Here is a 13,746-nt window from a genome sequence, read left to right as displayed (position 1 = left end):
CGCTGGCGCCGGTGCCACGGGGGCGGCGGTAGGCGCCGCGACCGCAGGCGCGGCCGCCGCAGAGGTGGCCGTGGATGCAGTGCCGGCCTGGTCGACCGGACTGTCGGCGCGTTCCTCGGCGGCGGGTGTGGGCGGTGCTTTCGCAAGCAGCGGAGGGCGGGGCGGCTTCAGCGGCACGAACGGCGCGCCGGTGCCGGGCGGGGGCGCTGCCGGAGTCGGTTCGGTCGCGGGCGGTCCTGGCGGCAGCGCGGGGGCGGCGGCGACCGGCGGCGGAGCCGGTACGGGTGCGGAAGGAACCGGTTCGGGAGCAGCCGCTGCGGGAGGCGCCGCTTCAGGAGAAGCCGGGGTGCGGTCGCGCAGGGCGAAACCGCAGCGCGGGCAGCGCTCCGGCGGCAGGTCGGTGGCCAGGTCGGTCGCCACCAGTGCGGCGCAATTGGGACAGTTGATGAACATCCAGAGTTATGCCGCGGCGGCCGCCGCGCGCGGCGGCGTGGCGCTGCGCGGTGCTGGCAGGGCGGAAGCCGGGAGGTGCGAGGGCATGGAGGCAGGTGCGCGCATGGGGACGATGCGGCATTCAATCACGGCGGCGCACACCGTCGATGCGGACCCAGTCGCCGTCGTGCGCGACCGCCAGCGATTCGAACCACGGCCGATAGCGCCGCAGCAGCGCTTCCTGCTGCCCGTCGAGGATGCCGGACAGCGCCAGGCGGCCGCCCGGCGTCACCCGCGCCGCCAGGTCCTCGGCCAGGGCGTCGAGCGCCGCGGCGAGGATGTTGGCGACCACCACCGGCCAGGCGCCCGCCGGCGCCTGCTGCGGCGACCGCAGCAGCAGGCGCGCGTCGACGCCGTTGCGGCGGGCGTTGTCGCTGCTGGCCTGCAGCGCCTGCGGATCGTTGTCGATACCGAGCGCGCCGGCGGCACCGAGCTTGAGCGCCGCCAGTGCCAGCACGCCGCTGCCACAGCCGTAGTCGAGCACGTCGCGGCCCTTCAGCTCGCCGGCCTGGGCGAGCGCGTCGAGCCACTGCAGGCACAGCGAGGTGGTCGGGTGGGTGCCGGAGCCGAACGCCAGGCCCGGATCCAGGCGCACCACTGCCGCATCCTCGGCGTCCGCGCCGGCCGGCATCTCGCTGTTCCAGGGCACGATCCAGGTGCGTGCGCCGAACCGCATCGGCGTGTAGCGGTCCATCCAGGCGCGTTCCCAGTCCTGGTCCTCGACGTTGCGGAAGCCGGCGCGGGTCCAGTCGAGGGCGGGATCGAACGCTTCCAGCGCGGCCAGCAGCAGCAGCGCATCGGCATCGTGCGCGAACAGCGCGCTCAGCTGCAGCGTGTTCCACAGCGGCGTTTCGCCCACCCCGGGTTCGAGGATGGCGCGCTCGTCGACGGTGTCGGCATCGGCATCGACCATGGTCACGGCCAGCGCGCCGACGTCCTCCAGGGCGCGTTCGTAGCGCGGTTGTTCGGCTTCGCTGCAGCGCAGCGACAATTCCAGATACGGCATGGGATCCGCGCAGGTGGGCTGGACGCATGTTGCGGTGCGCAGCTGCGGGCGTAAAGTGCGCGCCGTCGCGGAACCGGCGCGCGGCTGGGCACCCGCGGTGCGGTTCCACTAAGATGGGCGCGCGAGGCCCGTGCGCGGGCGTGTTGTCGGCCGCGTCTCGGGCCTCGTCGATCGGCCGCTCCTCGCGCGCCGGTCATCTGGTGCGTCGGTACCGGCGCAGGAGACCGATCCGGTGATGCGCAGCGAGGAAACCGACCCATGTCCGGGATGCTGACGACAACGGCATACCGGGCGCGGGAGCGGCCGCCCCGGATGCCGTGGACAGCCCTGCAGATGCCCGCCGCCAGCCCACCGCCCAGCAAGCTGCTGACCGTCCTCGCCGCGCTGGCGCTGCTGACCGGGCTGGCGCTGTGGCTGCGCGGACAAGAGGCGCCAACGCCCGGCGCCGGCCCGGACGGCGCGGACGACGCGGAAATCGCCGACTCCCGGACGCCGCCTGCAGGCGGTTCCGCGCCGTCCGCCCAGGCACTGCCGCCGGCCCCCGCCACGGGCGCCTCCGTCGCGCAGGCGCGCCGGGACGCCCTGCGCAGCGCGTTCGAGCGTGCCGACGATCTTCATGCCTATCTGCAGGCGCTGCTGCCGGCGGCGCGCGCCGGCGATCCCGAGGCGATCTGGCTGGTCAGCCGTGTCTACGAATACTGCGCGCCCTACGCCGGGGACCCGGCCGCCTACGCCGGCGACACCGATCTGTTCGGACGCATGAAGCTGCGCACCTCGGAGTCGATGGTGGCCGCGCGCGAGCGCGTCAGCAGGCGCTGCGGGCGTTTCGGTCCCCGCGACGGCCTGGGCGCGGCCGCCATCCTGGTCCGCCAGCGCGAGGCCGCCGGCGCGGGGAGCCTCGCTGCCGAGGCCGCGCTGCTGGCGGCCGGCGAGCCGCTGGACGAGGCTGCCGGCTACCGCCGGGACCTCGCCGAACGCGTGCAGCGATCCGACGACCCGGAGGCCTACAAGGCGCTCTCGCCCGCCATGGGTGTGCTCGCCAGCGGCGATGCCGCCTACGACGGCATGGTGGCGGGCGACCAGCTGGCGGAACTGGCCTGGCAGCTCGCGGCGTGTAGGCTGGGGCAGGACTGCGGCGCCCAGGGGTCGCTGATGACCGAGTACTGCGCCAACGGCGGGGTGTGTTCGCAGGACCCGGCCGAGGATTTCGAGACGTTCGTGTATGAAGGCGCGATCCCGCGAAGGGGGGCGGAGGTCGTCGATGAGATGGTTGACTCGCTGCTGGAAGGCGATGGGGATGTAGAGGTGAAAAAATGAAGAACGTTCGCTTCGTGCACAGGATCAAGTTCTATTTCTGGGTGCTGCTGTTCGTCGCCTATTCGGTCACCGCCGCCGGGGTGATGATCGACGCGCTCAACGACAACTACCGGGAGCTGTCGCGGGTCGCGGTGACCACCGTCGACGCGCCCGCCGAGGTGCGGATGAGCGGGGCGGCGCAGATCGCCGCGGTCTACCGCGCGCAGAGCGGGGCGCCGTTCTCGTCGCTGCCGCCGGGCAGCACCTTCCGGGTGGTGTGGCCGGACGGATCGAGCGAGTACGTGACCGTGGTCAGCCAGTCCTCGGCCGCCGGAGTGCGGCCAATTCCCGGCACGCGCGTCCCGTCCCCGGAACTCATCGAGCCGGAAGGCGCGCTGCAGCTGACGCCGCTGGAAGCGCCGGTGGACGCTCCCGGGGCGCTCGAGTTCCGCTGAGCGCGAATTCCGCCGCGCGCGGCGGCGGCGGGCATCATCCGATCGACAGGGACTTGTCGCGGCGCTCGGCCAGGCGCTTTTCCAGGTAGTGGATGTTGCGGCCGCCGGCCTGGAAGCCGCCGTCGCGCATGATCCGCTGCTGCAGCGGGATGTTGGTGCGGATCCCGTCGACGACCATTTCGTTGAGCGCAACGCGCATCCGGCAGATCGCCTGCTCGCGGTCGGCGCCATGAACGATCAGCTTGCCGATCATCGAGTCGTAGTTGGCCGGCACCCGGTAGCCCTCGTAGATGTGCGAGTCCACGCGCACCCCCGGCCCGCCGGCGGCATGGAAATGCTGGATCAGGCCCGGCGAGGGCATGAAGGTGTCCGGATCCTCGGCGTTGATCCGGCATTCGATGGCGTGGCCGCGCAGCACCACGTCCTGCTGCCGGATCGAGAGCGGCCTGCCCGCCGCGATCAGCAGCTGCTCGCGCACCAGGTCGATGCCGGTGACCATCTCGGTGACCGGGTGTTCCACCTGGATGCGGGTGTTCATTTCGATGAAATAGAAGCGGCCGTCCTCGTAGAGGAACTCGAACGTCCCGGCGCCGCGGTAGCCGATGCGCAGGCAGGCCTCCACGCACACCTTGCCGATCTCCGCGCGCTGCGCCTCGCTGATGCCCGGCGCGGGGGCCTCCTCCACCACCTTCTGGTGGCGGCGCTGCATCGAGCAGTCGCGCTCGCCCAGGTGGATGGCGTTGCCCTGGCCGTCGGCCAGCACCTGGATCTCGACGTGGCGGGGGTTCTCGAGGAACTTCTCCATGTAGACCATGTCGTTGCCGAACGCTGCCTTGGCTTCCTGCTTGGTCGTGGAGATCGCGGCGGCCAGCGCCGCCTCGGTGTGCACCACGCGCATGCCGCGCCCGCCGCCGCCGCCGGCGGCCTTGACGATCACCGGATAGCCGATGTCGCGGGCGATGCCGATGTTGGTCTCGGCATCGTCGCCGAGCGGGCCGCCGCTGCCGGGCACGCAGGGCACGCCGGCCTCCTTCATCGCCCGGATCGCCTCGACCTTGTCGCCCATCAGGCGGATGGTCGCGGCCTTCGGGCCGATGAACACGAAGCCGGACTGCTCCACGCGCTCGGCGAAGTCGGCGTTCTCGCTGAGGAAGCCGTAGCCGGGGTGGATGGCCTGCGCGTCGGTCACCTCGGCCGCGGCGATGATCGCCGGCATGTCCAGGTAACTCTGCGCCGAGGGCGCCGGGCCGATGCAGACCGACTCGTCGGCCATGGCCACGTGCTTGAGGTTGCGGTCCACGGTCGAGTGCACCGCGACCGTGCGGATGCCGAGCGCATGGCAGGCGCGCAGGATGCGCAGGGCGATTTCGCCGCGGTTGGCGATAACGACTTTGTCAAGCATGGGAATTGGGAGTCGGGAATCGGGAATGGGTAAGAGCAGTCATGGCTGGGGCTCTCGTCGGGACAGGGCATTCATCAGGGCCGTGAGTTTCGCGAAGACCATGTCGATGCGCTCCTCCAGGCTCCGGCTCGAATCGAGATAACCGACGCGTTCCGCGATCTTCATCTGGGTGTCGAGTTCCGCGAGGGATCCGCGAGCGATCGACAGAAAGCGCAGATAGTCGGGAGTGGACCGCCGCGCGGCGCCTTCGGCAATGTTCGAAGGGATGCTCACGGCCGAACGGCGTATCTGCGCCGTGAGGCCGAAGCGTTCGGACTGGGGAAGCGACGCCGTCAACGTATAGACAGCCTCGACGAGATCCATCGAATCCCGCCAGGCGTCCAGGCGTTCGTGCGGACGCTTTGACGATTCCCGATTCTCCATTCCCGATTCCCGGCTCTTCAGCCGATCACGAACAGCGGCTGGTCGAACTCCACCGGCTGACCGCTCTCGCAGAGGATCGCAAGCACGGTGCCGGAGACGTCGGCCTCGATCGGGTTGAACATCTTCATCGCCTCGATGATGCCCAGGGTCTCGCCGGCCTTGACGCTCTGGCCGACGCTGACGAAGGCGGGCTTGTCCGGAGCGGGCGAGGCGTAGTAGGTGCCGACCATCGGCGACTTGACGGTATGGCCGTCGGGCGCCGGCTCGCCTCCGCCGGTCTCGGACGGCGCGCGGCCGCCGGTCGCGGCCTCGACCGGCGACTGCATCGGCATCGCCACCTCGCTGCGCACCGGGGCCGGCGGCGCCGCGGCAGCCGGGGCATAGGCGACCGGCGCGCCGGTGAGCACGCGCGACAGCCGCACCGACTCCTCGCCTTCCTTGATCTCGATCTCGGAGAGGTTCGACTCTTCCAGCAGGTCGATCAGCTTCTTGATTTTGCGCAGGTCCATGGCGGGCCTCGTGGTTCGTTGGTCGGGGAGTGGCGCGTTTCAGTCGATGGCGGCAGCGAGCGCGGCCTGGACGGCGGCCAGCGCCGGCGCGGGTATCCGTCGTCTCGCGCCGGTCATCGGGACGCTCCAGACAGGCGCGCCAGCGCCGCGTCCAGCGCGTATCGGTAGCTGTCGGCGCCGAAGCCGCTGACCACGCCCACCGCCAGGTCACTGAAATGGCTGGTGTGGCGGAACGGTTCGCGGGCGTGGGGATTGGACAGGTGAATCTCGATGAAGGGGATCGCCACCGCGGCCAGGGCATCGCGCAGCGCCACCGAGGTGTGGGTGAAGGCCGCGGGATTGATCAGCACGAAGGCGGTACCGTCGTCGCGGGCCGCCTGCACCCGTTCGACCAGGACGTGCTCGGCATTGGACTGCAGGCAGTCCAGAGTGTGCCCGGCGGCGGCGGCGCGGCCCGAGAGGTCCGCATCGATCTCCGCCAGGGTGATGCGCCCATACACCTCCGGCTCGCGGGTGCCGAGCAGGTTGAGGTTGGGGCCATGCAGGAGCAGTAATCGGGCCATGCGGGGACCGGCACAAACAGGCGCGCAGTCTGCGACAACCGCCGTTTGCTGTCCAGTTCGCCGATCTTCGGCGAATTTAAGCGGTTGTTTGAGTTTCTGATCCGGCCCCCTCGGGGTCGTGCCGCCGGCGCGGCCCGCATTCCGTAGAGCGGAGCTTGCTCCGCTGCTCTGGGCTTCGGGGGGCGCGCAGCCGAGCAAGCTCGGCTCTACGAGGGGCTTCGGAGGCTTGCGCAGCCGAGCAAGCTCGGCTCTACGAGGGGGCTTCGGGGGCAGTGCGGCCGCGCGACGAGGGCGTGCCGATCAATGCTGCGCCCAGGCTTCGATCTCGCCGTGCTCGAACGGGCCGATCCGCTGCTTGAGCACGCGGCCGTCCGCCGAGACCAGCACCGAGTAGGGCAGCACGCCGCGCGGGTTGCCCAGGCGGACGCCGGCGTCGGCATTGCCGGGCGTGTCGATCGCAAGCGGGTAGGACACCGGCACCCGTTCGAGGAAACCGCGCACCGCGTCCGCGTCGTCCAGCGCGATGCCCAGCACCCGGGTCCCGGCCCCGGCCTGGGCGCGGGCGTAGCGGTCCAGTTCGGGCATTTCCTCGATGCACGGGCCACACCAGCTGGCCCACACGTTCACCAGCAGCGGGCGCCCGGCGAAATCGCCGGGCAGGACCCACTGCCCCCCGTCCAGGGCCGCCACGGAGAAGACCGGGACCTGCCCGCCGCGCTCGGCCACCGCCACGCCCCCGGGCGGCGGCGGCGCGTTGGCCTGCAGCAGCCGCTGCGCAAGGCGCTGGCCCGGCTCGGTGCGCAGCAGCGGCCCCGGACCGCCGATCAGCAGGCTGGCCGCCACGCCCAGCGCGCCGGCGGCCAGCGCCACCAGCACCACCTTGGTCGCGCCGCGCATCAGCGCGCCTCCGCCACCGGCGCGGCGCGGCGCGCGCGCGCTGCGAACAGCGGCGCCTTCTCGAACCCGAACAGGCGCAGCGCGCGGCGCTCGGCGCCCTCGACGAAGAACAGCGTCGCCGGCGGCCCGACGATGCCGAAACGCTGCATCAGCGCCTGGTCGTCGGCGTCGTTGGCGGTCACGTCGGCCTTGAGCAGTACGAACCCGGCCAGCGCCCGGTGCACCTCGGGCTCGGTGAAGGTGTACTTCTCCATTTCCTTGCAGGACACGCACCAGTCCGCATAGAAGTCGAACATCAGCGGCTGCCCGGCCGCCTGCGCGGCGGCGAGTTCGCGGTCGAGGTCGGCGACGGTCTTGATCGTCCGGAACGGCAGTTGCGCCTGCCCCTGGGGGCCGCCCAGCGCGCCGGCCAGGGGCCGCAGCGGGTCGTGGCTTCCGGCCAGGGCGCCGAACAGCTGCGCCGCGCCCACCACCGCCAGCACCATGCCGGCGTAGCGCGCCAGCAGGCGCGCGCGCGGGGTCTGGTGGTGCGCCGAGAAGGCCCAGGCCGCAGCGCCCAGCGCCAGCAGCCCGTACAGCGCCAACGTCGCCGGCCCGGGAACGATGCGCGACAGCATCCACACCGCCAGACCCAGGAACACCATCCCGAACACCCGCTGCACCGCCACCATCCAGGGGCCGCTGGTGGGCAGGCCGCGCCCGGCGGCCACTCCGAAGGCGAGCAGCGGCAGGCCCATGCCCATCGCCAGCAGGAACAGCGCGGCGCCCCCGAAGACCGGGTCGCCGGTCTCGCCGATGTAGAGCACGGCGGCGGCCAGCGGCGGCGCCACGCAGGGCCCGACGATGAGGGCCGACAGCGCCCCCATCGCGGCCACCCCGGGCAGCGAACCGCCGCGCTGGCGGTCGCTGAGCGCTCCCAGCCGCGCACGCACCGCCGCTGGCAGCTGCAGTTCGTACAGTCCGAACTGCGACAGCGCCAGCGCCACGAACAGCAGCGCGAACAGCACGATCACCCAGGGGGTCTGGAACGCGATCTGCAGGTTGGCGCCGAGCAGCGCCGCGACCACCCCGGCCGCGGTGAACACCAGTGCGTTGGCGAACACGTAGACGAACGAGAGCAGCAGCGCCCGGCCGGTACCCAGGCGGGTGCCGGCGCCGGCGATCAGCCCCGACAGGATCGGGATCATCGGCAGCACGCAGGGGGTGAATGCCAGCAGCAGCCCGGCGCCGAGGAAGCCGAGCAGGGCCAGCAGGCGGTCGGGCCCGGCCAGGGCCGCGGCCAGCCGGCTGTCGTCGGCGAGCTCCGCTGCGTCTGCGCCGGACCGCGGAGCGTCGCCCGCGGCACCGCCGGCCGCGACGGTCGAGGGAGCGGCTTCCTCCGCGTCGGCTGCGGCGGTCCAGGGAGTGGTTCCCTCCGCATCGGCCGCGGCGCCGGATCCCGCGGGGGCCGCCGCGTCCGCGATCGCGGCCGGGTCCGGGGCAGGGGCAGGAGCAGGGGCAGGGGCCGCTTCCGTCGCCGCGGCCGATGCCGCCGTCGCGGGCGCTGCCGCCCCAGACGGGGGCATTCCCGCCGCGCCGGCGGCGCTGCCCGGCAGCGCCACCGTCGCCCTGCGGGTCATCGGCGGGTAGCAGATGCCCTCGTCCTGGCAGCCCTGGAAGGTCGCGACGAGCACGACCTCGGCGGCATCGCCATGGTCGCGGCGCAGCGGCAGTGGCACGTGCACCTGGTCGAAATACACCACCACCTCGCCGAAGTACTCGTCGCGATGGCCGGTGCCGGCCGGCCAGCGCGGCGACCCCGCGGCGATGCCCGCGGCGCCCTCGATCCCGAACTCGCTGCGGTCGCGGTAGAGGTAGTAGCCGGGTGCCGGGGTGAAGCGCATCAGGATGGTGTCGCCGTCGGCGGCGATCGCCTCGAAGCCGAACGCCCGCTCCGGCGGCAGCGGCTGCGAGGCGGTCCCGTCGAGGACGGGGAGCACGTTTCTCGCGCCCGCGCCCAGGGCACGGCCGAGCGCCGCCAGGCGCCCGTCGCCGTCCGCCCCGCCGGGGCCGGCGTCCGCGGCAGGCAGGGGAACGCGCAGGGTGCGCGCCTGCGGCGGATAGCACACGCCGATGTCGGCGCAGCCCTGGAACTTCACCTCCAGCGACAGCGCGGAGGCGCCGGCCGGGGCGCCGCCCTCCAGCACCGCGGTCACCGTGCCGCGGTAGGTCTCCACCTCGCCGAAGAACTCGTCGACATGGCGCTTGCCGTCGGGCAGCTGCAGGCCCGCGCCGTCGAAGCCGTCGGCCGCTGCCGCCATGCGGTGCCGGTACAGGTAGTAGCCGTCGGCGACCCGGAAGCGGATCTCGACGCGTTCGCGCGTCGGCGCCCGCGCGTCCAGGACGAACGCTTCGTCGACCGGCAGCAGGTCGTCGGGGTCGACGGCGGCCCAGGCCGGGACCGCCAGCAGCGCGCACAGGCCGATCAGGACGGCGGCGGCGCGCCGCCACCGGGGCAATGGCGATTTCAAGCCTGCGGCTCCACGGTGGTCTCCCGGGCGATCCAGTCGAGGTAGGCGGGCAGCCCGCCCGCGCTTTCGACCGCGATCACCTCCGGCAGTTCATAGGGATGCAGCTCCACCACCCGGGCGGTCAGCGCCTGCAGCCGGGCCGGCGCGGTCTTGGCCAGCAGCAGCACCTCGGCCTCGCGCTGCACCGCGCCCTCCCATCGGTACACCGAGCGCACCCCGGGCAGCACGCTCACGCAGGCGGCAAGGCGCTCGTCCACCAGGGCGGCGGCGATGCGGTCGGCGACGTCGCCGTCGGGACAGGCGCACAGGCAGAGCAGGACGGACACGGCTGGGGCTCCGGGCGGGGAGCATAGGGTAGCCGAGGCCGCCGCGGCGACGGCCGCGGAACGCTCCATGGCGCGCCGCGCAACGGTTCCGGCTGCCGCTGGACGCGGCCGCGGTTTAAGCTGTGCGCCCTTTTTCCCGCCGATGCCGTGCCATGTCGTTGACCCGCCTTCCGCTGCTGTCCTTCGTGCTCGCCCTGGCGCTGGCAGCGCCCGCCGCCTGGGCGCAGGCGCAGGTGGAAGTGGCCGGTGGCGTCTCGGTCACCCGCGACAACGAGACCACCGCGGCGGTCTCGGCCGCATGGCTGCCGGAGTTCCGGCCCCTGTCCAACGCCGTGCTGCGCTGGGAGCTGGGCGCGATCCACGTCCGCGGCCGCGACGACACCCGCCTGGACCTGGAGGACGAGGTCACCGTCGCCCACGCCGGCCTGCGCTACGAGCGCACCGACAACGGCCTGACCCTCGGTTTCGGCATCGGCGCCCAGGCCGGCGAGACCGACGCCCTGTCCGGCGACCCGCAGTTCGTCACCACGGCCGGCTGGCGCTGGCGCCGGTTCTCGCTGCTGGCCCGCCACATCTCCAACGCCAGCCTGCACCAGCCGAACGACGGCGAGACCATGTTCCTGGCCGCCTGGCGGTTCTGAGTCCGGTTTCCCCGCTCCGTCCGCCCGAAATTTTTTCGTCGGCGGCCCTTGAAAGGCCGCCGGCCGGTCCCATCTCGGCTGCATCCCGGCCCGCGCCGGGTTTTGTCGTCCGCGCGAGCTTGGCACTCTCCAGGGGCGAGTGCTGAAATCGCCGTAATTTTGTCAACCCGATCAATCACTTAACGAGGATCGATATGAGCAACATCAAGCCGCTGCACGACCGCGTGGTCATCAAGCGTACCGAGGAAGAGAAGATGTCCGCCGGCGGCATCGTGATCCCCGACTCGGCCACCGAGAAGCCGATCCGCGGCGAAGTCGTCGCCGTCGGCGAGGGCAAGGCCCTGGACAACGGCAGCGTCCGCGCGCCGAAGGTCAAGGCCGGCGACCAGGTGCTGTTCGGCAAGTACAGCGGCACCGAGGTCAAGCTCGACGGCAACGACTACCTGGTGGTGCGCGAGGACGACATCTTCGCCGTGTTGAGCTGAGGCTCAGCACGGGAATGGGGAATCGGGAATCGCAAGAGCGCCTCGGCGCCGGCTCCCCTCCTGTCTCCCCATCCCGCCAGCACGTGTCCTGTGCTTTTGACCATTCCCTATTCCCCATTCTCGATTCCCGGAGTTAGAACATGGCTGCCAAAGAAATCCGCTTCAGTGAGGATGCGCGCTCCAAGATGGTGCGCGGCGTCAACGCCCTCGCCAACGCCGTCAAGGCCACCCTCGGCCCGAAGGGCCGCAATGTCGTGCTCGAGAAGAGCTTCGGCGCCCCCACGATCACCAAGGACGGCGTGTCCGTCGCCAAGGAGATCGAGCTGGCCGACAAGTTCGAGAACATGGGCGCGCAGATGGTGAAGGAAGTCGCCTCCAAGACCTCCGACAACGCCGGCGACGGCACCACCACCGCCACCGTGCTGGCGCAGGCGCTGATCCGCGAGGGCATGAAGGCGGTCGCCGCCGGCATGAACCCGATGGACCTCAAGCGCGGCATCGACAAGGCCGTGATCGCCGCCGTCGAGCAGCTCAAGAACATCAGCAAGCCCACCGCCGACGACAAGGCGATCGCCCAGGTCGGCACCATCTCCGCCAACTCCGACGAGTCGGTCGGCACCATCATCGCCGACGCGATGAAGAAGGTCGGCAAGGAAGGCGTGATCACGGTCGAGGAAGGCTCAGGGCTCGACAACGAGCTGGACGTGGTCGAGGGCATGCAGTTCGACCGCGGCTACCTGTCGCCGTACTTCATCAACAACCAGCAGTCGATGTCGGCCGAGCTGGACGATCCGTTCATCCTGCTGCACGACAAGAAGATCTCCAACGTGCGCGACCTGCTGCCCGTCCTCGAGGGCGTGGCCAAGGCCGGCAAGCCGCTGCTGATCGTCGCCGAGGAAGTCGAGGGCGAGGCCCTGGCGACCCTGGTGGTCAACACCATCCGCGGCATCGTCAAGGTCTGCGCGGTCAAGGCCCCGGGCTTCGGCGACCGCCGCAAGGCGATGCTGGAGGACATGGCGGTGCTGACCGGCGGCACCGTGATCTCCGAGGAAGTCGGCCTGCAGCTGGAGAAGGCCACCATCAACGACCTGGGCCGCGCCAAGAAGGTGCAGGTGACCAAGGAGAACACCACCCTCATCGACGGCGCCGGCGACACCTCCGGCATCGAGTCGCGCATCAAGCAGATCAAGGCGCAGATCGAGGAGACCTCCTCCGACTACGACCGCGAGAAGCTGCAGGAGCGCGTGGCCAAGCTGGCCGGCGGCGTGGCGGTGATCAAGGTCGGCGCCTCGACCGAGATCGAGATGAAGGAGAAGAAGGCCCGCGTCGAGGACGCCCTGCACGCCACCCGTGCGGCGGTGGAAGAGGGCGTGGTCCCGGGCGGCGGCGTCGCCCTGATTCGCGCGCTGCAGGGGCTGGGCGAGCTGAAGGGTGCCAACGAGGACCAGACCCACGGCATCAACATCGCCAAGCGCGCCATGGAGGCCCCGCTGCGCGAGATCGTCGCCAACTGCGGTGAGGAGCCCAGCGTGGTGCTCAACCAGGTCAGCGGCGGCGAAGGCAACTACGGCTACAACGCCGCGACCGGCGAGTACGGCGACATGATCGCGTTCGGCATCCTGGACCCGACCAAGGTCACCCGGATGGCGCTGCAGAACGCGGCCTCGATCGCCGGCCTGATGATCACCACCGAGGCCATGGTGGCCGAGCTGCCGAAGAAGGAAGAATCGGCTGGCGGCGGCGGTGGCATGGGCGGTGGCATGGGCGGCATGGGCGGCATGGATTTCTGATCCGGCCCAGCCGCGACCCGGCGCTTCTCCTTCTCCCTGCGGAGAGGGGCGGGGCGAGCGGGACGGCCCGCCAGCCTGCAACTGCAAGAAGAAGACGCCCCGCAGCGATGCGGGGCGTTTTTTTTTTGGTTCTTCTCCACACCGAGGGAATCGGGCGTCCGCCCGGCGTCGTGCGCACGCGCTCATCCGGCAGGTACGGTCCCCGAATTGGGAGAAGAGCCTTCTTTCGCTAGCGGCCGCGGCCGTGGCCGGACCAGAACGGGTCGTCGAGCGGTTCACCGGGACAGGCCCGGCCGAGCGCGGCGGCCCGTGTCCTGCGGCCGGGCGGGGTGTTCATCCAGGCCGCGCGCCCGCACAATCGCAGCATCGCGACGGGGGACCAGATCGTGACGGGGGACATCACGCTGCTGCTCGACAAGGCCGGCGATGGCGACCAGGAGAGCCTGTCGCAGGTCTACGCCATGCTCTACGCCGAGTTGCGCCGGACCGCGCGGGGGCTGCTGCGCGACGGCCAGTCCACGCTGACCCCCACCGTCCTGGTCAACGAGGCCTATCTGCGCCTGTGCGGCGGCGGCGCCACGCCCTCGCTCGAGAGCCGAAAACACTTCTTCGCCACCGCGGCCCAGGCGATGCGCTGGATCGTCGTCGACCATGCCCGCCGGGTGCTCGCCGAGCGCCACGGCGGGGGCCTGGTTCGGATCGAGCTGGACCACGAGCTGGCACAGGAGCTCAGGCCCGACGAGCTGGTGGCCCTGGACGCGGCGCTGGAGCAGCTGGGCCGGGTCGATCCCGCGCGCAAGGAGCTGGTGGAGTTGCGCTACTTCGCCGGCCTGGACTATGCCGAGCTGGTGCCGCTGCTGGGCCGCTCCGAGCGCACCCTCAAGCGGGAATGGGCCACGGCCCGCGCCGCCTTGCAGATGCTCATGGAATAGGGCGCCTCGGCGCGGCCGA

At 71.5% G+C, this 13,746-nt stretch carries 13 protein-coding genes and 1 pseudogene; 6 read left to right on the top strand and 8 right to left on the bottom strand.

Annotated features, from left to right (window positions below; all coding sequences use genetic code 11):
- Positions 1-574: 574 nt before the first annotated feature.
- Entirely contained in the window at positions 575-1,498 is a 924-nt protein-coding gene (gene prmA / locus H0E84_RS01600) for a 50S ribosomal protein L11 methyltransferase (RefSeq protein ID WP_180676875.1), read from the bottom strand.
- Positions 1,499-1,810: 312 nt separating this feature from the next.
- Between prmA and H0E84_RS01595 the strand changes: the two genes are divergently transcribed.
- Both H0E84_RS01595 and H0E84_RS01590 read left to right on the top strand, forming a co-directional pair.
- Positions 1,811-2,815 carry a hypothetical protein gene (locus H0E84_RS01595; protein WP_257644009.1) on the top strand — a complete coding sequence of 335 codons (1,005 nt, stop codon included), beginning with the start codon at positions 1,811-1,813 and terminating at the stop codon, positions 2,813-2,815.
- Positions 2,812-3,162 (top strand): annotated as a pseudogene (locus H0E84_RS01590) (hypothetical protein); the annotation flags it as partial. The gene H0E84_RS01595 and the pseudogene H0E84_RS01590, both read left to right, overlap by 4 nt.
- A 121-nt stretch (positions 3,163-3,283) precedes the next feature.
- Here the strand turns inward: H0E84_RS01590 and accC are convergent.
- The 7 genes from accC to cutA all read right to left on the bottom strand — a co-directional run bounded on the left by accC (position 3,284) and on the right by cutA (position 9,879).
- A complete protein-coding gene (gene accC / locus H0E84_RS01585) occupies positions 3,284-4,651 on the bottom strand; it encodes an acetyl-CoA carboxylase biotin carboxylase subunit (protein ID WP_180676874.1) in 1,368 nt (455 codons plus the stop codon).
- A 39-nt stretch (positions 4,652-4,690) separates the two neighbouring features.
- Positions 4,691-5,074, bottom strand: coding sequence for a four helix bundle protein (locus H0E84_RS01580; RefSeq protein WP_180676873.1), 384 nt, complete (start codon positions 5,072-5,074; stop codon positions 4,691-4,693).
- A gap of 17 nt (positions 5,075-5,091) precedes the next feature.
- A complete protein-coding gene (accB, locus tag H0E84_RS01575; protein WP_180676872.1) occupies positions 5,092-5,583 on the bottom strand; it encodes an acetyl-CoA carboxylase biotin carboxyl carrier protein in 492 nt (163 codons plus the stop codon).
- A 113-nt stretch (positions 5,584-5,696) separates the two neighbouring features.
- On the bottom strand, positions 5,697-6,146 hold the full coding sequence (gene aroQ, locus H0E84_RS01570; protein WP_180676871.1) for a type II 3-dehydroquinate dehydratase: 450 nt from the start codon (positions 6,144-6,146) through the stop codon (positions 5,697-5,699).
- A 300-nt stretch (positions 6,147-6,446) separates the two neighbouring features.
- The gene (locus H0E84_RS01565) at positions 6,447-7,043 is read right to left on the bottom strand and encodes a TlpA family protein disulfide reductase (protein WP_180676870.1); all 597 of its coding nucleotides are present in this window, start codon (positions 7,041-7,043) and stop codon (positions 6,447-6,449) included.
- The gene (locus tag H0E84_RS01560) at positions 7,043-9,553 is read right to left on the bottom strand and encodes a protein-disulfide reductase DsbD (protein ID WP_180676869.1); all 2,511 of its coding nucleotides are present in this window, start codon (positions 9,551-9,553) and stop codon (positions 7,043-7,045) included. The genes H0E84_RS01565 and H0E84_RS01560 overlap by 1 nt, the downstream gene beginning before the upstream one ends.
- On the bottom strand, positions 9,550-9,879 hold the full coding sequence (cutA, locus tag H0E84_RS01555) for a divalent-cation tolerance protein CutA (RefSeq protein WP_425600443.1): 330 nt from the start codon (positions 9,877-9,879) through the stop codon (positions 9,550-9,552). Before cutA ends, H0E84_RS01560 begins: the two co-directional genes overlap by 4 nt.
- Positions 9,880-10,031: 152 nt before the next feature.
- Between cutA and H0E84_RS01550 the strand changes: the two genes are divergently transcribed.
- The 4 genes from H0E84_RS01550 to H0E84_RS01535 all read left to right on the top strand — a co-directional run bounded on the left by H0E84_RS01550 (position 10,032) and on the right by H0E84_RS01535 (position 13,727).
- Positions 10,032-10,520, top strand: a complete 489-nt coding sequence (locus H0E84_RS01550) for an acyloxyacyl hydrolase (RefSeq protein ID WP_180676867.1) — start codon at positions 10,032-10,034, stop codon at positions 10,518-10,520.
- Between the two features lie 194 nt (positions 10,521-10,714).
- A complete protein-coding gene (gene groES, locus H0E84_RS01545) occupies positions 10,715-11,005 on the top strand; it encodes a co-chaperone GroES (RefSeq protein WP_180676866.1) in 291 nt (96 codons plus the stop codon).
- Between the two features lie 140 nt (positions 11,006-11,145).
- Positions 11,146-12,795, top strand: a complete 1,650-nt coding sequence (gene groL / locus H0E84_RS01540; RefSeq protein ID WP_180676865.1) for a chaperonin GroEL — start codon at positions 11,146-11,148, stop codon at positions 12,793-12,795.
- A 386-nt stretch (positions 12,796-13,181) separates the two neighbouring features.
- The gene (locus H0E84_RS01535) at positions 13,182-13,727 is read left to right on the top strand and encodes an ECF-type sigma factor (protein WP_345776247.1); all 546 of its coding nucleotides are present in this window, start codon (positions 13,182-13,184) and stop codon (positions 13,725-13,727) included.
- Positions 13,728-13,746: the final 19 nt, after the last annotated feature.

The organism is Luteimonas salinisoli (assembly GCF_013425525.1).
GTDB classification, from domain to species: domain Bacteria; phylum Pseudomonadota; class Gammaproteobacteria; order Xanthomonadales; family Xanthomonadaceae; genus Luteimonas; species Luteimonas salinisoli.
The sequence above is the reverse complement of the archived record's forward strand: the minus strand, read 5'-3'. Positions and strand labels throughout refer to the sequence as shown.

Bases quoted from the DNA above. Each gene is read 5' to 3' on its own strand.
- aroQ (WP_180676871.1), bottom strand. From the start codon at position 6,146: ATGGCCCGATTACTGCTCCTGCATGGCCCCAACCTCAACCTGCTCGGC.
- H0E84_RS01565 (WP_180676870.1), bottom strand. From the start codon at position 7,043: ATGCGCGGCGCGACCAAGGTGGTGCTGGTGGCGCTGGCCGCCGGCGCG.
- prmA (WP_180676875.1), bottom strand. From the start codon at position 1,498: ATGCCGTATCTGGAATTGTCGCTGCGCTGCAGCGAAGCCGAACAACCG.
- H0E84_RS01550 (WP_180676867.1), top strand. From the start codon at position 10,032: ATGTCGTTGACCCGCCTTCCGCTGCTGTCCTTCGTGCTCGCCCTGGCG.
- H0E84_RS01580 (WP_180676873.1), bottom strand. From the start codon at position 5,074: ATGGAGAATCGGGAATCGTCAAAGCGTCCGCACGAACGCCTGGACGCC.
- H0E84_RS01595 (WP_257644009.1), top strand. From the start codon at position 1,811: ATGCCGTGGACAGCCCTGCAGATGCCCGCCGCCAGCCCACCGCCCAGC.
- groL (WP_180676865.1), top strand. From the start codon at position 11,146: ATGGCTGCCAAAGAAATCCGCTTCAGTGAGGATGCGCGCTCCAAGATG.
- accB (WP_180676872.1), bottom strand. From the start codon at position 5,583: ATGGACCTGCGCAAAATCAAGAAGCTGATCGACCTGCTGGAAGAGTCG.
- groES (WP_180676866.1), top strand. From the start codon at position 10,715: ATGAGCAACATCAAGCCGCTGCACGACCGCGTGGTCATCAAGCGTACC.
- accC (WP_180676874.1), bottom strand. From the start codon at position 4,651: ATGCTTGACAAAGTCGTTATCGCCAACCGCGGCGAAATCGCCCTGCGC.